Source organism: Odoribacter splanchnicus DSM 20712 (assembly GCF_000190535.1).
In the GTDB taxonomy this organism is placed as follows: domain Bacteria; phylum Bacteroidota; class Bacteroidia; order Bacteroidales; family Marinifilaceae; genus Odoribacter; species Odoribacter splanchnicus.
The window spans coordinates 414,153-439,076 of sequence record NC_015160.1 but is presented as its reverse complement, the minus strand read 5'-3'; the positions used below and the strand labels follow the sequence as shown (position 1 = coordinate 439,076).

Annotated in this window: 17 protein-coding genes and 1 pseudogene; 6 read left to right on the top strand and 12 right to left on the bottom strand. The window is 44.1% G+C overall.

Going from position 1 to position 24,924, the window contains the following annotated elements; genetic code table 11:
- Positions 1-121: 121 nt before the first annotated feature.
- From ODOSP_RS01790 to ODOSP_RS01770, 5 genes are all read right to left on the bottom strand, one after another.
- Positions 122-1,273: a FecR family protein gene (locus ODOSP_RS01790; protein ID WP_013610704.1), complete on the bottom strand. Its 1,152-nt coding sequence runs from the start codon at positions 1,271-1,273 to the stop codon at positions 122-124.
- Between the two features lie 219 nt (positions 1,274-1,492).
- Complete coding sequence (locus tag ODOSP_RS01785; RefSeq protein WP_041556268.1) at positions 1,493-2,071, bottom strand: RNA polymerase sigma-70 factor; 579 nt, start codon at positions 2,069-2,071, stop codon at positions 1,493-1,495.
- A gap of 374 nt (positions 2,072-2,445) precedes the next feature.
- Positions 2,446-4,878 carry a replication restart helicase PriA gene (priA, locus tag ODOSP_RS01780; protein ID WP_013610702.1) on the bottom strand — a complete coding sequence of 811 codons (2,433 nt, stop codon included), beginning with the start codon at positions 4,876-4,878 and terminating at the stop codon, positions 2,446-2,448.
- Positions 4,879-5,008: 130 nt separating this feature from the next.
- Positions 5,009-5,989: a 6-phosphofructokinase gene (pfkA, locus tag ODOSP_RS01775; protein ID WP_013610701.1), complete on the bottom strand. Its 981-nt coding sequence runs from the start codon at positions 5,987-5,989 to the stop codon at positions 5,009-5,011.
- A gap of 20 nt (positions 5,990-6,009) precedes the next feature.
- Positions 6,010-6,858 carry a 4-hydroxy-3-methylbut-2-enyl diphosphate reductase gene (locus ODOSP_RS01770; protein WP_013610700.1) on the bottom strand — a complete coding sequence of 283 codons (849 nt, stop codon included), beginning with the start codon at positions 6,856-6,858 and terminating at the stop codon, positions 6,010-6,012.
- Between the two features lie 332 nt (positions 6,859-7,190).
- Here ODOSP_RS01770 and ODOSP_RS01765 point away from each other — a divergent pair, with 332 nt between their 5' ends.
- Positions 7,191-9,530, top strand: a complete 2,340-nt coding sequence (locus tag ODOSP_RS01765) for a DUF748 domain-containing protein (RefSeq protein ID WP_041556266.1) — start codon at positions 7,191-7,193, stop codon at positions 9,528-9,530.
- Positions 9,531-9,762: 232 nt separating this feature from the next.
- On the opposite strand, the gene ODOSP_RS01755 is transcribed toward ODOSP_RS01765, so the two are convergent.
- Entirely contained in the window at positions 9,763-11,331 is a 1,569-nt protein-coding gene (locus tag ODOSP_RS01755; RefSeq protein WP_013610697.1) for a hypothetical protein, read from the bottom strand.
- Positions 11,332-11,624: 293 nt separating this feature from the next.
- Here ODOSP_RS01755 and ODOSP_RS01750 point away from each other — a divergent pair, with 293 nt between their 5' ends.
- Positions 11,625-12,458: a hypothetical protein gene (locus ODOSP_RS01750; protein ID WP_013610696.1), complete on the top strand. Its 834-nt coding sequence runs from the start codon at positions 11,625-11,627 to the stop codon at positions 12,456-12,458.
- Between the two features lie 157 nt (positions 12,459-12,615).
- Here the strand turns inward: ODOSP_RS01750 and ODOSP_RS19855 are convergent, their stop codons facing one another.
- Positions 12,616-12,792, bottom strand: coding sequence for a hypothetical protein (locus ODOSP_RS19855; protein ID WP_157741822.1), 177 nt, complete (start codon positions 12,790-12,792; stop codon positions 12,616-12,618).
- A 504-nt stretch (positions 12,793-13,296) separates the two neighbouring features.
- Here ODOSP_RS19855 and ODOSP_RS01745 point away from each other — a divergent pair.
- Positions 13,297-14,157, top strand: a complete 861-nt coding sequence (locus ODOSP_RS01745) for an endonuclease/exonuclease/phosphatase family protein (RefSeq protein ID WP_013610695.1) — start codon at positions 13,297-13,299, stop codon at positions 14,155-14,157.
- A 195-nt stretch (positions 14,158-14,352) separates the two neighbouring features.
- A complete protein-coding gene (locus ODOSP_RS01740; RefSeq protein ID WP_083813772.1) occupies positions 14,353-15,711 on the top strand; it encodes a transposase in 1,359 nt (452 codons plus the stop codon).
- 272 nt (positions 15,712-15,983) lie between these two features.
- Here ODOSP_RS01740 and ODOSP_RS01735 read toward each other — a convergent pair whose 3' ends face one another.
- The 4 genes from ODOSP_RS01735 to ODOSP_RS01720 all read right to left on the bottom strand — a co-directional run bounded on the left by ODOSP_RS01735 (position 15,984) and on the right by ODOSP_RS01720 (position 20,691).
- Positions 15,984-17,162: a FecR family protein gene (locus ODOSP_RS01735; protein WP_013610693.1), complete on the bottom strand. Its 1,179-nt coding sequence runs from the start codon at positions 17,160-17,162 to the stop codon at positions 15,984-15,986.
- Between the two features lie 89 nt (positions 17,163-17,251).
- A complete protein-coding gene (locus ODOSP_RS01730; RefSeq protein WP_013610692.1) occupies positions 17,252-17,809 on the bottom strand; it encodes an RNA polymerase sigma factor in 558 nt (185 codons plus the stop codon).
- Between the two features lie 79 nt (positions 17,810-17,888).
- Positions 17,889-20,081: a glycoside hydrolase family 20 protein gene (locus tag ODOSP_RS01725; RefSeq protein WP_167535979.1), complete on the bottom strand. Its 2,193-nt coding sequence runs from the start codon at positions 20,079-20,081 to the stop codon at positions 17,889-17,891.
- 10 nt (positions 20,082-20,091) lie between these two features.
- Positions 20,092-20,691, bottom strand: a complete 600-nt coding sequence (locus ODOSP_RS01720; RefSeq protein WP_118108671.1) for an RNA polymerase sigma factor — start codon at positions 20,689-20,691, stop codon at positions 20,092-20,094.
- Between the two features lie 210 nt (positions 20,692-20,901).
- Here ODOSP_RS01720 and ODOSP_RS01715 point away from each other — a divergent pair, with 210 nt between their 5' ends.
- Positions 20,902-22,989, top strand: a complete 2,088-nt coding sequence (locus tag ODOSP_RS01715) for a M3 family metallopeptidase (RefSeq protein ID WP_013610689.1) — start codon at positions 20,902-20,904, stop codon at positions 22,987-22,989.
- Positions 22,990-23,077: 88 nt separating this feature from the next.
- Here ODOSP_RS01715 and ODOSP_RS01710 read toward each other — a convergent pair whose 3' ends face one another.
- Positions 23,078-23,524 carry a hypothetical protein gene (locus ODOSP_RS01710; RefSeq protein ID WP_013610688.1) on the bottom strand — a complete coding sequence of 149 codons (447 nt, stop codon included), beginning with the start codon at positions 23,522-23,524 and terminating at the stop codon, positions 23,078-23,080.
- A 91-nt stretch (positions 23,525-23,615) separates the two neighbouring features.
- Here ODOSP_RS01710 and ODOSP_RS01705 point away from each other — a divergent pair.
- Positions 23,616-24,923 (top strand): annotated as a pseudogene (locus tag ODOSP_RS01705) (IS5 family transposase).
- The last annotated feature ends 1 nt before the right edge of the window (position 24,924 follow it).

The window sequence follows — 24,924 nt, the reverse complement described above, 5'->3', positions numbered from 1 at the left end:
AAATTAAAAGTGATTGTTGAGCAATCGGCAATCCTGTACACGGGAGATGGAGTCAGCATCGCCCGTGTTTCTTAATCTATCGGAAGGTATCGCCTTTTGCGTAACCTTAAATTAAACTATTTCAATCGCTATCAGTCCCACCGGTATGCCACTCCCCAAGCCAGACCTTTGTTCCTTGCCGTTCATAACGGATGTTCCATGCCTTGGAAAGCATATCCAGCGCCTCGTCGAGCGTCTGAGAACGGTTCATATAAATGTGTACCCGCGATTCCCGGAACAAGCTGTGGTCGTACACCATTTCCACATTATACCAACGTGCCAATTCGTCGATCACCTGGTCCAACGAAGCGTCCTTGAATACGAACTCCCCATTTTTCCAAGCCAATGTGGACACCAGGTCGGCCTTACCCACGATCAGCGCATGCGCTTCACCGGCTGCGATCCGGCATTGCTCGCCGGGTTGTAACACAACAGCCTCCTGGCCCCTGGCCACTTCCACCTTCCCATGAACCAAGGTAGCCACAGCTTCCTCTCCCCCATACGCTTTCACGTTAAACTGTGTACCCAATACCCGCACCGTCCCCTCGCGGAAATCCACCCAAAACGGGCGTTCTCTTTCCTTCGCCACCTCGAAATAAGCCTCGCCTTCCAGAAAGACCCTGCGTTCGCCGTCTCCGAAAGCCTCCGGAAACCGCAGCCGCGTCTCTGCATTCAACATCACCCGTGTCCCGTCGGCCAGCACCATCCTATACTCCCCGCCCCGCGGCACCATGATTTCGCCATAACGAACGGTATCTCCTCCCGTTCTGCTTTCCACCGCTTCCTGCCGGATCACTCCCCCCGTATCCACACGGAATCCGGGAATCGAACCGGACAACCTACAGGGCCCGAGTTCATGCCTGCTACCATCGGACAACAGCAACTGCACCGCCTGTACCCCCTGTTCCTGCCCATCCGGCACCACCCTGCCTTCACGCGTACCCGGCAACCATACGCTCCAAGCGATCCCTACCGCCAAAAAAACACAAGCCGCAGCAGCAGCCCAACGGAAAATCATCCTGCGACGCCATATAGACACAGGCATCGTCTGCCAAATCCGCCGCATCCGCTGTTCTATTTCCCCATCGGGGATTTCCTCCCCGGCATAGAACCCCCGGGCATCTTCCACAAATCGCTTCCGTTCAGCCGACCCGCCTGCCCAGGATTCCACTTCCTCCCTTTCCTCCCGGGAAGCTTTTCCCATCATTACTTTTTTGATTTTATCTATTTCCATACCTCGTCATTAACCGTCTTTATAAGTAAAACAACCTTACACAAAAACAGGGGACAAGAAAAAGCATATTTTTTTTAATTTTAGTAAAAATATGTCCGATAGCCCGAACCATTCAGAAAGAAATAAGATTCCACCAACCACACACAATAATACCTCCGGTCAACATTTTGAAGAATAATACGAAATAGCTGAATAACACTGATCCGGAAATGGAATCCTTTAAATTTTACCCAAGACAGACCATAAGAAATACACCACAGGCAATGCCTCCCGTATAGCTTTGTAGGCCCTCTTGACATGGGTATGCACAGTGACTTCCGAAAGGTTCAGTTCTCTGGCAATCTCCTTATAGCTCATATCCCTGAAAATCTTCATTTCAAGCACCTTGCGCTGTTGCTCCGGAAGTTTACGCAAGCAGTCCTGCACCTTTCCGAACAGGTCCTCTCCCTCTTCGTATTGCAGGGACCCCATATAAATCAAGGCTTCGGTAAGTTTTGTCCGGTTGGTATCTTCCACACGGAGATGCTTGTAATAATTCAGGCAGGAATTTTTCACCGAAGCATAAAGATAAGTACTCACCCGTGTATCCTCCGGCAGCGTTCCCAGAACAGACCAAAAATGCATAAACGTATCCTGCACCACATCCTCCGCCATCTCCGCATTCATAAGATAAGAGAAGGCAAAACGATATAACCGGGGTCCCATTTCCTTGAAAATCCGCTCAAAAGCCCGATGAGACCGTCGCCTTAAATCTCCTGCCAATTCTGCATATAAAACTTCATCACCGTCACCACTCATAGCACAGACGTTACTGAACTGCAATATTGGTTAAAATAATTTACATAAACAATCCCCATGATCGTTTTTCCGCGGATTTCAACAGTGGAAAAGTAAATTTTACCCGGATCGAAAGTAAATAAACGCAAACCAGTAGTCTTCAACCGATAAAGCCCGGGATGTTCCAATACCCACCCGGCCTCTTTCCCAGTAAATGACCGTTCACATAGATCTCACTCCGGTTATAAATCCCTTCAAAATAAAGAAAAACCTTTTCTTACCGTTTATCTGCAGGAATCCGAAAAAAACTAAGCAGAAGCAGAGATTCGCAACAGATGCGACAAAATAATTCCTAAAACAAATTTACACCCTTTTGTATTCATAACTTCACTCTTTTATTGAGGATCCACATCACAAATGACCCGAAGTGCTCCCCACTGTTTTTCTTGTTTCAATATTCTGATTTCTTCAAGAAGCCTGTTTTTCACCCCCGAACAAGAGATTCCGTTTTCCAGCTTCAATAACAAAATCAGCCGATGATACCCACCGATTTTACTAATCTCCGGAACAGCAGGCCCACACACCCGTTTGCCCAGCTGCCCGCGCAAACGGACAGCCAGCCGGTTAGCGGCATTCCGTAAAGGTACCACCTCTTTATGTCTTAGTTCCACCTGAATCATCCGGCCGAAGGGAGGATATACAAACAACTCCCGTTCTGCAGCCAATTGCTCGAAAAACGTCCGGTAATTCCCATCGGTCAGCATGGTATACACTCTGTTTTTAACATCCGCCGCCTGAATAACCACTTTCCCCCGGTCACCTTTCCGTCCACTACGCCCGCTAACCTGCATCAACATACAATAAACCCGTTCCTCCGCCCTGAAATCCGGGAAATTGACCATACTATCGGCATCTATCACTCCGACCAGCTTGACATTTGCAAAATCCAGGCCTTTAGTGACCATTTGAGTCCCGATCAGGATATCGGTCTTCCCCTGTTCAAAATCTTCGATGACACTCCTGAAACGAGACTTACTACTCATCACGTCCAGGTCCATCCGGGCTACCCGGGCCTGCGGGAAAAGCCGTAATACTTCTTCCTCTATCCGCTCCGTTCCGGGTGTTCTTTCCCGGTAATGCCCCTCCCCGCAAACCGAACAACGGTCGCTCATCGACACGATAGCCCCGCAATAACGGCAAACGAGTACATGGCGCTGCTTATAATAGGTCAGACTCACATCGCAATAACGGCATTTCGGGATTTCCCCGCAACGGTCACATTGTACATAGGAAGAATAACCTCTGCGATTCTGAAATAAAATAACCTGTTTGTGTTCGCTCAGCACTTTCTCCATCTCTTCCAGCAATAAGGGAGAGAAACTACCTTTCATCAGCTTTTTACGCCGGTATTCTCCCACATCGGCCAAACGAATTTCGGGCATCTGAATTCCACCATAACGGCTGTTCATCTGTACATACCCATATTTTCCGGTAAGCGCATGTTGAAAAGACTCGAAAGAAGGCGTCGCCGACCCTAACAGGACTCTGGCTTCCGACAATTTCCCCAGCATAACCGCAGCATCCCGGCCATTATAACGGGGTGCAGGTTCTTTTTGTTTGTAAGAAGCGTCATGTTCCTCATCCACAATAATCAATCCCAGATTCCGAAAAGGCAGAAAGATCGACGAACGGACTCCGAGTATCAATTGAAAAGGTTCGTCGCTACATTGCTTCCGCCACAATTCAGCGCGCATATTATCCGACATACCGGAATGATAAATTCCGATACGGTCACCGAAAACCCGTTGCAACCGTCTTACGATCTGTACGGTTAAAGCGATCTCGGGCAGCATATACAACACCTGCTGTCCCCGATTCAGATATTCCTGTATCAGACGAATATATACCTCCGTTTTCCCGGAAGAGGTCACCCCTTGCAACAAAACACAATCTTTTTCAAGGAAAAAATCCCGGATGCGCCCTAAAGCGCCCTGTTGTTCTGCATTGAGCTGCCAAGAACTTCCTCCGGCGTCTCCGTCTCCTCCCAACCGACTTATCTTTCTTTCTTCGACCTTCAAAATCGCTCTGTCACACAATCCTTTGAGTGTAGCGGCCGATTGTCCGGTCAAACGCAACCACTCCCCTTTTTCGATTTCAGTTTTACCCCATTCAATCCATCTGCAAAGCATAGCATATTGGGCCGGTGCTCTTTTCAAGCGATCCAACAACGCCCCCAATTCTTCCTCTGTATACTCTTTTGCCCAAGTGACGATACGCTCCTTTTTTTCCCGGAACAAGTCGTCCACTGTTTCTTTAATCTGGATGTAATTCCGGGCCAACAGATTTCTCACCAACGGAAGCCCGTTTTTAATTTTCAGATATTTCTCCGCTTCTTTCAGCGAAACATATTCGCCAGGCTGTAAAAATCGGAGTAAGATTTTTTCGTTCGTAGTCAACCCCGCATAATCCACTTCCTCCGTGGTACGGGTAATGCTGGTAAAACTCTCCAAACGGAAAGCCACCGGTAAAGCCGCCTTCATCACTTCGCCGGGAGTGGCCATATAGTACCCGCCGAGCCACAATAAAAACCTCAGGTGCAGAGCCGAAAACGAAACCTGTTTCTCGATGACATCCTCGATAGGCTTTACCTGATATCCGACAGGCGCCTGGTCATGTATACGACCGACCAAAGCGGTATACCGCTTGTTACCGGCAAACGACACCAATACCAATGTACCCTCGCGAACCTCGCTTTCCAGAGACACAGGCACCGTATAGGTATACATTCCTTCTACCGCCAGGGGCACGATGACATCAGCATATCGCATAAAAATATTTTAATACCATTTATTCACAAAATACCCGAATGAGAACTCATTCATCATGCAATAATAACAAAAATAACGGTAAGAAAGCGGGATGCTCCTACCGTTATTTCATTACCAAGACCAGATTCTATTAAATAGACAGAATCCGCACCAGATTCAATAATTCAGGATTCAGGTTTTTGGTATGCTTGATCGTTTTGTTAAAAGGAACATGAACAATCTCTTTATTCATGATTCCCAGCATAATGCTCTTCTGATCGTCCATCAAAGCATCGACAGCGGCAGCACCCAACTGACTGGCCAAAACCCGGTCGAACTGAGAAGGAGAACCGCCTCTCTGCATATGTCCCAATACAGACACCCGGATGTCATACTCGGGATGTTTCTGAGCCACCTTTTCAGCAATGCTGTAAGCCCCACCTGATTTTTCACCTTCAGCGACAATTACGATTCCACTGGAGGTTTTCGGATTATAATCTTTTTCAATAAAATGTTCCAAATCGGTCAAGTCCGTTTCCACTTCCGGCACCAACACAGCTTCGGCACCGGTGGCGATAGCGGTACGTAAAGCGATAAATCCGGCATCACGTCCCATCACTTCTACAAAGAAAAGCCGGTTGTGAGCACTCGCCGTATCTTTAATTTTATCGACAGCTTCCACTGCAGTGTTGACAGCCGTATCGTATCCGATCGTCGAATCGGTACCGTACAAGTCATTATCGATCGTTCCCGGAATACCTACCACCGGAATGTCATGTTCCTGAATCAATAGTTTAGCACCGGTAAAAGAACCGTCTCCCCCGATCACCACCAAAGCATCGATTTTATGCTCTGCCAACATCTGAGCGGCTTTGGTACGTCCTTCCGGTGTACGGAATTCCATACTACGGGCAGATTTCAGAATCGTTCCTCCCCGCTGAATAATATTGCTTACATCATTGGATTTCAATCTTTTGATATCTCCCTCGATCAATCCCTGATAACCACCGAAGATACCATATGCTTCACAGCCATTAAAGATAGCTGTCCGGACTACAGCCCTAATGGCAGCATTCATTCCCGGAGCATCACCTCCTGAAGTCAGTACTCCAATTCTTTTTATTCTTCCCATAATTAAATCATGTAATTCATTTATTGTAGTTCTATTTTATGTCTTATTTCTTCCATCACCCATGCCGGTGTAGAGGTCGCCCCACTAATTCCGACACTTTGAGCATTCTCCAACATTTCCGGCTTTACATCCTCCGCCCTTTGCACCAAATAAGTCCGGGGATTCACTTCACAACAAGTAGCGAACAATTGCTTTCCGTTCGAACTCTTTTCGCCACTGACAAAGATGACAACATCATGTTTCTGTGCGAACTCTCTCAGCTGAGGTATACGATTGGCCACTTTCCGGCAGATCGTATCGTTCACCACCACCTGTGCCCCGCCTTTCTCTTTTAGCAAAGCTGCAATAGCCTGAAAACCTTCCAGACTTTTGGTCGTCTGTGAAAATAAAATCACCGGACGCGAAAAATCGATCTGCCGGATATCCTCGGGATTCTCGATCACCAAAGCCTCCCCATTCGTCTGTCCGACCAAGCCCACGACTTCGGCATGCCCGCGTTTTCCGTAGATGACCACCTGTCCACCCTGTTCCCGGGTTTGCTCATAAGCTTTCCGGATTCTTTTCTGCAAATTCAATACCACCGGACAAGAAGCATCGATCACTTCAACCTCATTCTTTTGAGCGATCTCGTATGACACCGGAGGTTCTCCATGTGCTCTGAACAATACCCGGCAATGTTGCAATCGTGCAAACTGCTCGTGTTCTATCGTTTTCAATCCACGTAGCCTCAAACGCTCTACCTCGAGGTCATTATGCACAATATCACCGATACAATACAACATCCCCCGCTCCAATTCCTGTTCCGCTTTGCGGATAGCATTCACTACCCCGAAACAAAAACCCGAATGTTCATCGATCTCCACTCTCATATTCTATCTTTCATTTATCCTCCTGCTTCTTCCTCCTTCTTCACCTATTACTTCATACTTCTTCCAACTCTCCTCCCCCGCTGCCAGCTTTTAGCCTTTAGCTCTCCCGTCTCTAGCAACCTTGAGCCTCCCAACCTATAGCTTATAGCCTATAGCTTTTTTAGCTCTCTTAGCACGCACAAAGATATAATAATTTTCAATAAATTATCTGTGTAAATAAATATGATTCAGCCTAAAAAAGTTGCAATCGATAGAAATCCCTTTTCATAAACCAAATTCTAAAATTTTGATTATTTTTGCAAAATACATACATCATATATAAATTTTTAACCATGAAAATTCTTAAAATATCCACTATTACAGTGGCTGTTCTCGTCGCAGTGTTCATTATCATCGCTTGTATTTTTCCGCCGATCGCCAAAAACTACATCAATAAACATAGTAAAGAGTTGATCGGGCGTCAGATCAACATCAAAGGACTCTACATAAACATTTTCACCGGCTATGCCCGTATCACCGATTTCCAATTATTAGAAGCCAACGATCTGGATACTTTCGTTTCTTTCGATACCCTCAGTGTGGATATGTCTCTACATCGTCTGTTAGCGAATGAAGTCAGAATCAACCACATTAGTCTGACCAATCCCAGCGTAAAGGTACTTCAGCAAGGCAGTGAGTTCAATTTCGACGATCTTTTGGCCCTCGGGTCAACGGATACGTTATCCGCCGATAGTCCTGCTGCCCAGCCGGTGGCTTCTTCTACTCTACAATCGCCGGCCTCCGACAGCCTTTCTCCGGCCTCTCCGGCCACAACTTCGGCAAATCCCCTTGCCATTGCCCTCTATAATATCAGCATACAGGGAGGTCATATCCTTTACAAAGATTTAGAGCGTAATTCGGTTTGGCAAATGGAAAATTTCGGACTTCAGATTCCGGGGGTTTATTTCAGTGGTCAAAATACCGATGTCGGCATCGCATTGAATTTCAATGACGGTGGACATTTGCAAACGGCTATCCAATACAACATGGAAGCAGGCAATTATCTATTGGATATCGACCTGACCAATTTCTCAATCGCTCCTATCCAACCTTACCTGACAGATTTCACCCGGATCAGTACAATCGGCGGAATCCTGAATACTCACCTTAACATCGAAGGTAACGCCGAACATGTAACCGAATTAGTGGTTCGTGGCAATCTGGGTATAAACCACCTGTCACTTGCAGACGCCAGTCACAAAGAAGTCTTGGCTACCGATAGCATTTATATCGATATGGAAACGATCAACCCCGGAAAAGCTATTTTTCATTTTAACACGATCGCTGTCAACGGTATCAAAACCGGTTTCGAACTCCGTAAAGACGGAAATACCATGAGCGACCTGTTCCCAGAAACTCCCGAAGATACCGTCCGGGGGGCGGCAGAACAAACTCCAGCTGCCGGACCTCAAACTACAGCAACAGCCCCCGATTTCAAAGTCAGCACCTTCCGGATCAATAATTCGCTTTTCACCTTCAAAGATCAGACCTTGCGTCACCCCTTCACTTTCAGTCTGGAAAATATCAATCTGGTTGCCGACCAACTGAGTCTCACTCAAGAAAATAAGGCCAAAGTCAGCAGTACCCTCAAAAATGGAGGGACCATTATTTTCAACTACGAAGGGAAATTAGACGATCTCAGCAATACAGATATCTTACTCAGTATCAAGAATCTGGATTTAAAAACTTTCACTCCTTATAGCATGCAATATTTCGGTTATCCATTGCAAAAAGGGATCCTTTCTTTCAGCAGCGTGAACAATATCCGTAAGAGTATGCTGGACGGACGTAATAACCTGAATATAGCCAAATGTGAAGTCGGAAATAAACACAAAGATCCGAAACCCGATTATAACATCCCATTGAAAACAGCTTTATATCTGATCAAAGACAAAGACGATCTGATTCGAATGGATTTACCTGTAAAAGGAGACATCAACTCTCCTGAATTTTCTTACCGGAAAATCATTTTTAAGACCCTGACCAATTTATTGGTGAAAGTAGCCGTTTCTCCGGTTAACTTTCTGGCAAATTCCCTCGGTTTCTCTCCAGAAAAACTGAAAAATCTTCCATTCGAAGCAGTACAGAACGACTTTACTCCTGAACAATTGACTCAAATCAACCAATTAGCCGAAATTATAAAAGCCAAACCGGAGATGACCCTACTCCTGGAACAATTTGTCAATGTACAGCAAAGTAAGGTACAATTGGCCGATTTCTATGTAAAACGCAATTATTATCTACAGCAACACCCTGAGAAATCACAGACTACCCTGTTACCGATCGACTACAGTAAAATAATGGAAATAGATACGAAAGACATTCAATTTCTCAATTATGTCGGAACCCAGGTCAGTGAGGACAAAAAAACGGCTTATTTGGATGACCAACTTCTTTCACTGGCCGACTCGACTCAACTGAACCAACTGACCCACCAATTAATGGACAGACGCAACCAAGTCCTGAAAGAATACCTGCTCCGTCAGGAAGTCCCGGAAAAATGTATTCGTATTTCGACCGCAACTGCAGAAAAACTCGTTGCTTATAAAGGTAAGAACCAATATACCATCGGTTTGGTATTCGCAGGTGACGAACCCGATCCGGAATTAATTGCGGAAGAAACCGAAAATTAAACAGTGACAAAAGTTTCAAGGGATACAAAAGTTTCAGAATTGCTCCAACCGTTGTAACTTTTGTACCCCTTGAAATTGCTGTAACTACTAAAATATCGTTTTTTATAAAGTTCATCATCCCTGCCAAGTATTTCGTTCATTAAACTTTCACTTCTATCAGCCGCCCTTACGGCCGTAACAAAACACCCGCAGGCCATCGGCTTTATACACTAAATTTATTGTCCCGATAAATTTATAATGAACGAATATGTAACCCTATGGTCAACCGGATTTCCTGATCCGTATATTTGTTAGCCAAAGGCTGGGCAGTGATACCATTTTCATTGTAAAAACAAGTTTCGTTTTTAGAATAACGGCGGGTATAAGAAAGATCCCCGAAGAACAAGCCCACACTCAATCCAATCCCTCCGGCATAGGTGTATATTTTATTGAAAGAAGCAACATCGTGTTTATACGGACTTTGTTGAAGTCCGTATCCTCCCCTAAGACTCACCCGACTGTTCACCCGGACCTCCATTCCGGCCCGAAGATTATGGGTAGGACGATAAAGAGACCTGATCGCCCGATTAATCGGATCATAATCGACACTCCGGGATAAAGTTTTTATTTTATCCTTTTCCCAGTCATCCTCATAACTGCCGTAAATCCACTTCGCAGGACGCTTGTACTTCGCAGAGCTATAATCGACATATTCATAATCCACATCCAACATCACGTGTTGCCCCAACACAAGTCCCCAACAAAGAAACGCCCTCCAGGGAGTCCGTACATTAGCCAGATACCGATAAGGATCATAATAGGTTCCATAAGCCCTATTGGATATTTCATACTCCTGTTTATCCCGTCCGACGGAAGGATCGGTAGGCGTAGTAAAATAAGTATGAACAGAATTTTCAAGTGTATACTCCATCGTAAACCAGGTCGGCAAATGAATAGCGGCCCCCAATCGAATAGCCGGTACCGGACGATAGATAAGCCCTAGTTTCAAATTGATCCCCGTACCTCTGGTGCGACGGTATTGCCGGAATTCATAAAAATCCAGAAGTGAAGGAGCATTTTCTTCTGCAATCTCGGAATAAAGAATACGTTGTTTATCATAGGTCCACTGTATACCGAGTACCGCTCCGAGGTACAATTTATCTTTATAATTCGTTCCTCCGGCAATTGAAAACTCGCCTAGGTAACCTTTTTCCCGGATCTCCTGATATTGATCGACCCATTCGGCTGTTTCTCCATCGGTTTCCAAAATAGAATGGTAACTTTCATTTTCGTCCTGATATAACAAATAGGTATCATAAAAGGGACCGGTTGTAAAAATATTCAATTCATCCGGTTTGTATCCCTGACTTTGCCAAACATAGACATCCGTCAGGGAAGTCGGGGAATGATACACCTGCTGCCGGGTATTTTGAATATTGTTCGAAAGATCAGTATACGAAAAGCCCAGGTTAAAACCTTTCCAATCACTTTTTTCATCCTTCACGTACCCTGACAGTACCCCTCCTACCGTTCCGATCAGATAAGAAGTTTTCCTTGCAGTCAGCTCCCCGGATTCATTCCCGGAGAAATTCAATACCGAAGTATAGGTAACACTAGATTTACGGAAAACCCCGACAGCGGCAGGATTCAGATTCCAGGAAGAAATATCTCCTCCCAAAGCTCCGAAAGCACCGCCCATAGCAGCTGCCCGAGCCGATCCTGCATAAGACAAACGGGAATAATTCAATATTTCCGTCTCCGTCTGAGCATAAATCATCTCCACTCCCAACAGCAGTTGTAAAAACAGTATAATTCTTCTCATAAACCGGTCGAACTAATAAATATTGCGACAAATTAATATTTTCAGCCAGGAAATCATTGCATTTCTTAAAATATTTTCCGTGTTTTATTTAATTTTAAGAGCAAACTAAAAACCTTGCCTCATGTAAACGTTTTAAGTTGCATTTTTATACCAAACGAATGGATATAATTGCAAATCGTCAATTTTATATGTAAAATCTGTTAAATCGTAAGTTAAAATCGATTTTTACTTCACCCTTTTAGGCTCTTTAGGTGTTTTATAGATGTAAATTTAATATAAAATTGAAGGTTGATATGAAGTGTAGATTTTTATTAACAGTAGGGGTGATTTTATGGAGTACCTGGAGCGGTTTTGCAATTGAAAAAACGACGGTAAGTCTGGATAATTTGGTCAAAACATTTGAACAAAATCCGGCAAACCCTCAAACGACCATGCAATTATTAAAAGAATTGAGTAAACAAGGGAAGTCGGGACAAGATATACTGAATCGTTATTTCAAAACCCAAAGTGAAGCCGATTACTTCAAAGATTACAATTGGATGATCGTACGGGATTATGTAAACGACATCAATGCACCTCAGCTCAAATATGTTTTTGAAAATCAAGATAAATTCATCCAGCATTTTTCCAAAGACGATGTTTTTCAGAAATTAGACAATGTGTTGGTAAACCATTTGGAACAACTCTATCTCCAGAATAAGGCAGATTACGAAAACCAAATGAAGCGGATCAAAGAAACCGGATACGAGCACTACGATGTTGTATTGGATTATTTCAATATCAAAGAACTACGGTTATCCGGAAATGCCGAAGATTATTTTTACAAAGCCCGGAAGTTATTTCGCTATTTCCCGGAAAACCGGAAGATGATCAAAGAAATCACTGCCGGAGCTCTGGAAATCATGAATGATGTTTCCCGCCTGAAAGTGATCCAATTATGGGCAGGAAAAACTGTCGAATCGAAGTCCGACTTCGACGCGATTTACAATTATGTCAAAATCTCCCAAAAATGCGGGTTCAACGACATTGCAAAAAAATATGCCAATATCGCCAATAACCTGGCTAACCAATCTCAAAATCAATTAATGAAACAACAGGCCAGTGAATTGATCAGGATGTTGAATTAAGATTCTGGCAATACAATTACAACGGTGCCAACAGTTTAAACGGGAACAAGGGTTTAAAAGAGAGTGGCACCGTTTTTTATTTTCTATAGTTACAACGGTTAGACTTGACTTCTGAAATCTTTGTAACAGTGGAGATCTAATTGTTTGAAACGTAGGTTTATTTCGTTACTAATTCGTCTCCGGTGATCGGAATTGGCGACCCGGTCGCTCCTGCCGGTCGTCTATCTTTTTCTTTCACTGACCGGCGGAACTCCTCACTTCGTTCGTCAAACACCACCGGTCGGACGTTCAGAAAAAGCAAGACGACACTCGCCAGAGCTCCAATGGTCTCCAATCCCGATCACCTTCGACTTGCGTTATCACTGAATTACAGATTAGTCTTGATTTGAGAAATATCAATCTCCCTGGAAATAAGCCGGATGTTCCGGCTTCCTATTGTTGTAGATTTCCGCTTGTATTTCCTTTGCCGGTTAAGCTCTGCCGTGAGATGAAGGGTTTTATGCCGGAAGACCATTGGAGCAGGAACGAGTGTCCGGTTAGGTTTTCCGAACGCCTGACCGGTGGTGTTTGACGAACGAAGTGAGGAGTTCCGCCGGTCAGTGAAGGAAAGCCTTAGCGGACCGGTCCAGGCGAACCGGTCTGACGGTATAAAACCCGAAATCGGAATAGAAAGAAAAAATTATACCTACGTTTAAATCCGTTTTATATCCTCTAGTCTTTCTTTGCGGAAGCTCTCCGGTCCAGGTGATTGTCCAAAGCATTTATTTCATACTTCGTCCTCTTTTTCCTAAAAATTTCCTCAATAATTATTAGCTTTGGAGATCTAACAATAAATAACATGAAGAATCTATTTTCCACCCTTATCCTGAGCCTTTTGGCCCTCGGCTGTACCCAACAACAGCCTGAGTCCCTGCGTTTAGCGACTTTCAATATCCGTTACGATAATTCAGGAGACGGTCCCAATAGCTGGCCACACCGCAAAGACAGTATATGTGCTTTTATCCACAGGGTCGATCCCGATATCATCGACATGCAGGAAGTCTTGCATCACCAGCTGGAAGTCTTGAAAACCGGCTTACCCGAATATACAGTTGTCGGAGTCGGCCGGGAAGATGGAAAAACAGCCGGAGAATATGCACCGATCTTCTTTAAACAAGCGAAATATACCCTATTGGACCAGAATACTTTCTGGCTTTGTGAAAAACCGGACAGTGTCGGAATGGTCGGTTGGGATGCCGCTTTGACCCGGATTGCAACCTGGGTAAAATTACAAGATAAGAAGACAGGACAAATCCTTATGGTAGTAAACACACATTTCGATCACATAGGTACCGAAGCCCGCCGGAACAGTGCCCTGCTGATTATCGAAAAAATTAAAGAAATCGTTGGGACTTCTCCCGCTATTCTCACCGGAGATTTTAATGTATCGGAAGACTGGGATGCCTATAAAACAATTACCAACAACGAATTTATTCTGAAAGATGCCCACAAAGTGGCCGGAAAACGGACAGGAGTGGATTTCACTTACCATAATTTCGGTAAAATACCGGCCGAAAAATGTGAAAAAATCGATTTTATCTTCGTTACCCCACAAATCCGGGTAATCAGTTCGTACATCCCTTTCTCACAACTCAACGACACCCTATTCTTATCCGACCATAACCCCGAAATCGTCGAATTGGAGATTGAAAAGAGTTGAAAAGAGTTACTGAGTTATAGAGTTACTGAGTTATAGAGTTACTGAGTTATAGAGGGACATTCAGTAAATACTATAAAATTAGCCAACTAATTCATACATAAAATGTTGCGAATTAGTTGGCTTTTTTGTATCTTTAGGTATTCCCCCGCAAATAAGGTTTGGAAGCCAAAACGGGGGAAATTTTCCAACAAAGATATGGCAAAAGTACAAAATATTTCAGAAATTCACCCTACTTTGGGGTTTACAGAATTTGATATTCTGGAAAGATACCGCAAAAGTTTTCATGAGAGTGAGCTTGTCCGGCTTCATTCGGTATTTCCATTTGAGCATATAGCAAAGACTGTGGGCTTGTCGGACCAGCATCTGGGGCGCAGGAATATATTCAGTCCCTGCGCAAAGATTGCCCTTATGGTCCTGAAGGCATACACCGGATTCTCTGACAGGCAGCTGGTGGAACATCTGAACGGGAACATACACTACCAGATGTTCTGCGGGATTATGATAAGTCCGTCCTTCCCCATAACCAACTACAAGATAGTCAGTGCTATCCGCAATGAGATAGCGTCCCGTCTTGATATTGATTCCCTCCAGGAAGTGCTGGCTTCACACTGGAAACCCTATCTTGACAGCCTTCACGTCTGTATGGCCGATGCCACATGCTATGAAAGCCATATGCGTTATCCTACTGACATGAAACTCCTTTGGGAAAGCCTTGAATGGCTCTATAGATATATCTGCAGGCATTGTGTGGAACCTGGCATAAGACGTCCCCGCAACAAATACAGGAATGTAGCGGAGTCCTATCTGTCCTACTGCAAGAAAAGAAAAAGGAAGGCTTCGAGGACAAGAATGCTCAAGCGTCGTATGATCAGGCTTCTTGAAAAGCTCCTCATACAGAGGGATGAGATTCATCGAGAGTACGGAACCTTACTCCGCTATACCCAGGATTACCAGAAACGTCTTTCCATCATCAGAAAGGTTCTTGTACAGGAAAAGGAAATGTTTGTAGGGAAGAAGGTCAGGGACCGCATCGTCAGCATTGACCGTCATTATGTACGTCCCATTGTAAGAGGCAAGGAAACAAAGTCCGTCGAGTTCGGTGCGAAGGTCAACAACATACAGATAGACGGCATATCGTTCATCGAACATCTTTCGTTCAAGGCTTTCAACGAAGGTATACGCCTGAAGGACTGCATCCGCATGCAGCAGAAGCTCATGAATGTGAGGGTAAGATGCGTGGCTGCCGATTCCATATATGCCAATAATGCCAACCGAAAGTTCTGTACAAAATATGGAATATCAACATCCTTTGTACGCAAGGGAAGGGCGGCCAGGGATGAATCCTTGAGAAAGGTTCTCAGAAGTGAACTCTCCAAAGAAAGGGCCACCAGGCTTGAAGGCAGCTTCGGCACTCAAAAGCAACATTACTCACTCTCAAGGATAAAGGCACGGAACAGGAAAACGGAAATCCTTTGGATTTTCTTTGGAATACATACGGCAAATGCCATACTGATGATAGATAAGGTCAGGAACAGAGCGCTGAAAGCAGCATGATATGATTTTAACGAAAAAATCAGAAGAGGTCGTCAGACTTCTTCCGGAACGTCATGTCCTGCCTATAAGAGTATATGGGAAAATACAGAAAAATGACAATAAAAATGACATATGAAGTGATTATACTGGGGCATCTTCATATGCCATTGTATTTTATAGGGACATTTACTGAATATCCCTGTTTAATTTAGCCATCGGAAAGGACCAGTTTCCGGTGGCTAGTCTTTTATTAAAATTATAATATTTGCTTTCCTCACGAAATATAGGGACGTTTATTCAGATACGATTACCGTTCGCCCAACCACACTAAAATGTACCAGATGAGTACGTTCCAAAAATTTCAACACTTCATTAATCGTAGTATGCCGGGGAATATTGCCCGTAAAATGCAAATCTTTTACTGCCGCATTCTGGTAGAAAATTTCAAAATCATACCAACGGGACAAGATCGACATGACCTCTTCCAATCGTTTTTCACGAAATACAAATTTTCCATCCTTCCAGGCAATCTGCTCATAGACATCCGATTTCACTATTTTCACCCCTCCCTGATCGACATTAGCTTCAAAACCGGGAGAAAGCGAATAAGCCTTACCGGCGACATTCAATTTTACCGCGCCCTCGACCAAAGTAGTCTTAACCGCCTCATCATAAGCATGTATATTAAATGAAGTACCTAAAACCACGACCTCCACCCGCTCTACCTCTACCCGGAAAGGTTTAGCTTTATTTTTAGCCACTTCGAAATACGCTTCACCGGCCAACTTCACCCTTCTTTCATCGCCTACAAAAGTGTTCGGGAATTCGAGTTTCGAATCGGAATTCAACCACACTTTCGTACCATCCGGTAAAATCAGTTGATATTCTCCTCCCCTCGGCACCACGATCCAACTTTTTTCCACCGCTACTGCTTTATCGGCCAACGAATCACCGGGCAATATCATAACTCCATCTTTTTCCTCTTTCAAAACCATCCCCTCGATTCGTTTCTCCTGCTTGTTCCCGGTATTTCCCAAGGCAATTCGTTCACCGCTTTTCAACTCGATATAAGCTTGTTTATATCCCGGACAAATGGTATCCATAGAAATAGCAGCCAATGTCGATTCCTGAGGCTGTGACACCTGAGCCCTGAAATACAACCATACCCCCAGACATAATCCGAAGAAAACAGCTGCATAACGTGCCACCCGAATATACCACAAACGACGGGAAGAGCCGATACCCGTCTTCCGGCAAATCACTTTCCAATCGGTTTCCGTTTCTTGCCGTTGCCGATATTCCAACTTTGCAAACAATATTTTTTTATCCCTGATTCGCTGAAAAGTTTCCCGATGTTTCGGCGATTCATCCAACCATACCCGCAATTCTTCCTCTTCGGCAACACTAAGGTTGTCTTCCAAATAATTTTTGATCAGGGAAATTTTACGCTCTATTTCATCGTAATTATTCATAACGTCACAGACTTTTAGCTCTTTTAACTATAATACAATTAAAAAGGCCAAGAGAATGACAAGGAAAGTAAAAAAAGAGAAAAAAATTATCACAGTCCCAACAAGACTGTGATAATGAAAAGATTATCTAATTTATTTTTTAATGTTTTTCGGGCCCTGGCTTTATGGGTTTTCACCGTATTCACAGAAATCTGCATGATTTCAGCAATTTCGAGATTATTTTTTCCCTCCATATGGAAATATACCACTTTCCTTTGTTCCTCGGGTAATTTTTCAATTTCTTGTGCAACAATACGATGTACTTCTTCTTCAAGCACTGTATCTTCGAAACCCCCTTCTTCTTCCATTTGCAGATACTCCTGAATATATTTTTCCTCGACCCGTTTACTTTTCAAGTAGTTGAAACAGCGGTTACGAACCACTTGATAAAGAAACATTTTCAGGTGTAGTTCAGATTCTATAATCATCCGGCTGTTCCACAAAACAATAAAAGCCTCCTGAACGATATCATGCATTCTTGTCTCTTCTTTTATAATCCGCACCACCCAAAGACATAATGCATGATAATATTTCTCGTAGTATTGCCGAAAAATACGTTCATCTCCCTGTTTAAATAATGTGAACCGATCTTCTTTCTCCTCTACCATAAAATAAAACATCTTACGGCCTACGAAGATAGAACAATATTTTCAACAAACACGCTCTGTTTTTCAAATTTCCTTTTGCCTACTCGATCTTCAAATCCTGTAAAACCAATCGTTCTTCGTATTGAGGTTCGGTAAACACGATACGCAAAGCCTTGATGGGAACCGTACAGATCACTTCACTGTCCCCTTCGGCATCGAACCAGCCGGAACGTATAAAACGCTCTCCATCCGTAGATATTTCGACAATAGCATGGGTAATGATATAATGGCTGGTCTGGTAAGCTCCACTCTTGATCGTTATTTTACGGCAATCCAAAGGTTTTTCGAATTCGAACAAAACGGTATCCCCGTCTTTTACCCGTCGGTTACTCCTGAAAAAAGTTTTTTCGTTTCCATCCGCCAGCAACTGGGCCGGACATTTCGGATGAGCGTCGATAGTCGTTGTCACCTTCATCTCCGGATGCAAGTACTTTTCGATACCGACAGCAATACTTCCCCAATGCGGCGTAAAAAATGTCTTAAACCGATAGTTTTCAGGTTGTTCTGTCTTTATCTCACCGGTATACAACGGAGAGAAACAGGTCGGTTCGTTACCATCGGCCGTGTAACGAATCACTGCCCCAGAGTAAGGAGCCGCTGCGGTCAATACCCCGTTCTGATAAGTAACTTCCGGGAAAGGTACCCGAAAACGAATGCCTTTCTGATACAAGCGCATATAATGACTCCTATCCAGACGTCCCTTGAAATCGGTCCATTCTCTTTGCTCCTGGGGTGTCCATCCGATTTCTGCCGTAACGCACAAACGCGGGAACATCTGATATTCACAATGCCAGGCCGGACGATCCATCATTTCCGACCAGATCGCCCCTTCCACTCCCAGCACATTTTTTCTTTCAGCCGGTTTCAGGCTATCGGGAATCAAGGGATTAAAAGCATATGCTTTCTCTGTAGGCACCATCCCTGCCCAATAATGTCCACGCTCCAGCGGAGTCTGTCCCATATCGAAATAACAGTATTCCCCAGGCATCATCACCACCGGTAATCCTTTCCGGGCAGCAGCGATACCATGGTCCAGTCCGATCCACGAGAAGACTACCGTACCCGACGGCAGTTCTCCTCCGTCCATAATCTCACTCCAGCCTCCCATTTTCTTCCCTGCAGCTTCGACTAATTCCGCTACCCGGTGGATAAAATAATTCTGTACCTCGGCAGGTTTCTCAAAATGCTTCTCTTTCATCAATCCGGTACACCGGCGACAGTTTTCCCAATACTCCATCTCCACTTCATCCCCTCCGATATGGATATATGGACAAGGAAACAAGCCTGCTACTTCTTTCAGGATATCCCCCAGGATTTCGTATCCCCGTTCATTGGCAGCACACCAGGAATTCTGCGACAATTCGTGCTTCCCGGGATCTATATAATCACAAAGAATTTCAGGATAAGCAGCAGCTACCGCCCGGCTGTGTCCCGGCACTTCGATTTCCGGCATAATCATCACCTGCCGTTTAGCAGCATAACCGACCACTTCCCGGATCTGTTCCTGCGTATAGAAACCGCCATAACGGTAGTATCCCGAACAAAAAGTAGGCTGTAACTTTTCGTTCGGTCCCCTCCATGCACCGGTACGGGTCAGCTCCGGATATTTTTTAATCTCTATCCGCCATCCCTCATTATCCGTCAAATGCCAGTGAAAGACGTTCATCTTGTGCATAGCCAGCCAATCGATACAGTTTTTAATAAAATCTACCGAATAAACCTGACGGCATACATCCAGTGAAAATCCACGCCATCCGAACCGGGGATAATCTTCGATTTGCACTCCGGGAACGGTCCAGCTTACCGGTTGTACTTCAGTCTGAAAGATTTCGACAGGAAGCAATTGCAACAACGTCTGGATACCATAGAATATTCCTTTCTCCGAAGCCCCCTGTATACGTACCCCCTGCCCGGTAACTTCCAACCGATAGGCTTCTTCAGATAATTTCTTCAAGCTCTTATCGAGGCTTAAACGGATAGCCGGCTTGCTTTTCTCCGCTTTACTACTCACTGCTAAACGATACCCCATAGCCGGTTGAAGATAATCTGCCAACAACTCCCCACAAGTTTTCAAATCGTCATTCACCACAATGGAACAGGCGGAAGTGATATCGAACCGGCCATCGGTTTCTACTAATTTCACCGGCTTAGGTACGATATCGATGGCAGCCTCTACATGCCGCAAACTAACACAACCTAAAAACACGACTAACAGAAAAAGATTTCTTATCATAACATTCGAATTAAAGGTGATCATATATTGGATTCTGTTCTCTACATTCAGCATGCAGAAGATAAAAATAAAATATTAATTCTTGCTTATCTTTCAACAGTTCTCTCAATTCCCGCATGCCTTGCTTCAATAAAGTCTTTACTGTATTTACCGACACCCCCAATTCCTCGGCCGCCTCTTTATACATCTTCTCCTGCAACATAACCACCGTAACCACGAGACGGGTTTTATCGGGTAATTTTTCCAAGGCTCCCCGGATCAGTTCCACCGCGGAATCGTCCAAACGTTCGGCCTCTTCCAAAGCGATCTGATAATGAAGAAGATCCAGGCTTTTTACAGGCAATCTCTTCTTCTCGAGCCAGTTGATACAAGCATTTTTCACTACGGTAAACAAAAAAGTACCCAATGCCTCGGGAACGATACCGGCAAAGGTCTGCTTCGACCATAACTTTACCATTTGTTCCTGTACCAAATCTTCTGTACTCTGCAAATCATGCAAATACGATTCGGCAAATACCACTAAGGGTCTGTAATACCTTTCGAACAAGGCATCCATACCGAGCGGTTCTTTTTCCCGAAGTGTTTGCAATATCTTTGAATCTGACAACATGCCGGACATAAATGATGGACAAATATATATAATTTTAACTACAATTTATAATTTTAAAACTAGTGTAAAGTCCGATCCTGGTATAATTTATAGCAAAGCCATTGTTTCCGCTTTATTTTCCCAATAATATAAACTTAGTACAGATTTTGAAGATTAATTTTTACTTTTGCCGTAAACAAAACAGAAATATAAATGAAAACGATAATTTGTATGACGACACTTATCTTATCGATAACTTCGTGTAGCGAAAAGCAGGCCGGCAATCCTTTGCTGGAGCATTTCACTACCCCTCATCAAACCCCTCCTTTCGACCGCATCGAAACCCGGCATTACGAACCGGCTTTCGACCAGGCCATCGAGGAAGCCAAGCAAGAAATTAAAACGATTTCAACTTCGGCAGAAGCTCCGGACTTTGAAAATACCATCGTGGCGCTCGATCAGGCCGGAGAAAAACTGAGCACGATTTCTTCGATTTTTTTCAATCTAAACTCCGCCTGCACCAACGAAGAGATGCAACAGATCGCCCAACGGGTTTCGCCGAAACTCACTGAATACGGAAACAGTGTATACATGAATCCGGAACTTTTTGCACGGGTGAAAAAAGTATACGAATCCCGGGACCGGCAAAGTCTGACACCGGAACAATCTACTCTTCTGGAAGATACGTGGAAATCCTTTATTAAAGGAGGAGCCAACCTGGAAAGTGCAGCCCAGAAAAGATTTCAGGAAATAGCCATGGAGTTATCCCAACTGGGATTAAAATTCGACGAAAATACCCTGGCCGAAACCAACGGATTCACCCTCCACATTACCGACGAAAAAGATCTGGCAGGTCTTCCTGAAGGAGCGGTCGAAATGGCTGCGATGACGGCAAAAGAAAAAGAATTGGAAGGCTGGCTGTTCACTTTGCATGCCCCCAGTTACATTCCTTTTATGAAATATGCCGACAACCGGGAATTGCGGGAAAAAATGTACCGGGCTTATGCTTCGAGGGGAAACCGGGATAACCAATACGACAACAAAGAGGTGATCCGGAAGATGGTTACTCTCCGCCTGGAAAAAGCACAACTATTGGGCTATCCGACCTATGCCGAATACGTACTCACCGACCGTATGGCCCAAAACACGGAGATGGTGAATACCTTCCTCGGTCAGCTGCTGGCCGCTTCTCATCCTCATGCCCTGGCCGAAAAACAGGAAGTAGAAGAATTTGCCCGGCGTCAGGGATTTAAAGGCGAATTACAACGCTGGGATTGGGCCTATTATTCCAATAAATTAAAACAGGAAAAATACGCGCTCGACGACGAAATGCTAAAACCCTATTTTAAACTGGAAAATGTACAGCAGGGGGTATTCGGATTAGCCAACCAATTGTATGGCCTTACTTTTAAAGAAGTGGACAATATCGCCAAATACCATGAAGATGTAAAAACCTTCGAAGTATACGACCGGGACGGCCGTTTTCTTGCCGTTCTCTATACGGACTTTTTCCCACGCGAAAGCAAAGGCGGTGGTGCCTGGATGACCGAATTCAGAGGCCAGCATAAAAAAGACGGGCAGGACGTACGGCCGCTGGTTTCTCTGGTGATGAACTTTACCAAACCGACAGCCAGCAAACCTTCCCTACTGACCTTCGACGAAGTGACCACTTTCCTGCACGAGTTCGGACACTCCCTTCACGGGATGTTATCCCAATGTACTTATAATTCTACCGGAGGGACCAATGTCTACCGGGATTTTGTCGAGTTACCTTCTCAGATTATGGAAAATTGGGCACTTGAAAAAGAGTGGCTGGATACCTGGGCCGTACATTACCAGACCGGAGAGAAAATTCCCCAGGAATATATCACTAAGATCCACGAAGCAGCCAACTTCCAGAGTGGTTACCAAAACGACCGCCAATTGAGTTTCGGCCTGGTCGACATGGCCTGGCATTCGGTCACCTCTCCTGTCAGCGGTTCTATCCAGGCATTCGAAAATCAGGCAATGGCTCCGACCGAATCCTTTCCGCCCGTAGACAGCAGCTGTTTTTCTACCGGTTTCGGCCATATCTTCGGAGGAGGTTATGCTGCCGGCTACTACAGCTATAAATGGGCGGAAGTGTTGGATGCAGATGCTTTCTCTGTTTTCAAACAACAAGGTATTTACGACCAGGCTACCGCCGAATCTTTCCGGAAAAATATCCTGGAAAAAGGCGGTTCCGAACACCCGATGATACTTTATAAACGCTTCCGGGGCCAGGAACCGACCATCGACGCATTGCTGGAACGAAGCGGACTGAAAAGTAAATCAGAATAGGACCTTCCACTCTAAAATCAAGTACAAACTTGCTAACAGCAATATAGATATCCGACAAAATAAATAAGTGAAACCAGTCTATCTGATTTCACTTATTTTCTAAAAGGGAATTCAGGTATTCGGGAGTTATTTCAGAAATAGTTACTTTTTTGCCTTGTTCTTTCAACCGTTGAATTTGCAGATTCGTCTTCTGCAAATTCTCCGATAAAGATCTGAAAACCCTTTCAGAAACCTGAATCTCCTGCGCATTTGTCAAATCACACACGTAGGCATCGTCCACCACTTTCACATGACTATAAAAACAATACAAAGCCACAAACATCTGAGCCGAATCTTCGGCAGTTACCGAAGCTTGAGTTTGAGTCCCCGGAAGAAATTTCGACATATCGACGTCTAAAAACTTGTTTGTTTTGACGTATTGTTGGCGTAAATTGATCGAACTAGTCCTTTGCTTCTTATCCTGCTCATGCGAACACGATACGAACAAAACAAAACCAAGTAGATATCCTAAATAGTCGTCCCTTAAATACCTCATACACTCCTGTTTTACAGTTTATTATAACTCAAATTATTTGCTTATATCTGCAAGATTTCGTACCTTTACAGTATAAATCTTGCAGATATTTATGTTAAAACGTACATCTAAACAGCTCTCTTTCTTCTCTTCTTTGGAGGATATGCTTAATCATTAACACCCCCTTTTCCAACTTAGCCATAAGATAAATTGGCAGAGTTTTGATGATGCTTTTTCGCCTTTGTATTGTAGTACGAACGGTCGCCCCGCCCATCCTATTCGCTTGATGTGCGGTCTTTTAATCTTAAAACATTTGCGTAATGTGTCTGATGAAACTGTGGTTTTACAATGGGGTGAGAATGCTTACTACCAATATTTTTGCGGACAACTTGAATTTACTCCCAAAGAGCCCTGTGATGCGTCTGACTTGGTTCACTTCAGAAAACGTATCGGTGAGAAAGGCATGGAAATAATATTGGCAGAGAGCATCCGTGTCAATACGGATAAGGATGATGAAGACCATTTTGATACGGCTTTCATAGATTCTACTGTACAGCAGAAGAATATAACTTATCCTACAGATGCGAAGTTGCATAAAAAGATAATCAAAAACGTTTTGAAGATAGTTCATGATAAGTCTCTTCCTCTACGGCAGAGTTATACACGCACTTTGAAAGGAATTTACCGTGCCCAGCGCTTTCGTAACCATCCCAAGAATCGTAAGAAAGCCCTTAAGGCAGACAGGCAACTGAAAACCATAGCAGGTCGATTGGTTAGAGAACTCGAGCGTAATCTAGAGGGAAGGAATGGCTATGAGAAGATGTTTGAGTTATACTACAAGGTTCTTTCTCAGAACCGTAAGTCAAAAAATAAAATATATTCTCTGCACGAACCGGACGTGGTTTGTATCAGTAAAGGCAAGGAACATAAGAAATACGAGTTTGGTAATAAGGTATCCATTCTTCGCTCCTGGTCAGGACTTATTCTTGGTGCATGCTCTTTTAGGAATGAATACGATGGGCATACCATACAAAAGACGTTGGAACAAACCCAAAGGATGACCGGGAAACATATTAATAACCTGGCAGCAGATAGAGGGTATAGAGGTGTGAAACAGATTGGGGATACAAAGATACTCATCCCGGGCGTTCCTAAAGCAAAAGACACCTACTACCAAAAGAGAAAGAAACACAAACTATTTTGTAAACGAGCAGGCATAGAACCAACGATAGGACATCTCAAAGAAGACTACAGATTATCTCGCAACTTTTATAAAGGTGTGAAAGGAGATGCTATCAATCTCTTATTAGCTGCGGCCGCATATAACTTCAAAAGAGCTATGAGAGTTCTTTTGTGGCTTATAAGAAAAATCAGCGTGAACTTCGCTTTTACAAACTTCACGCTGAAATATTGTTTTTAAG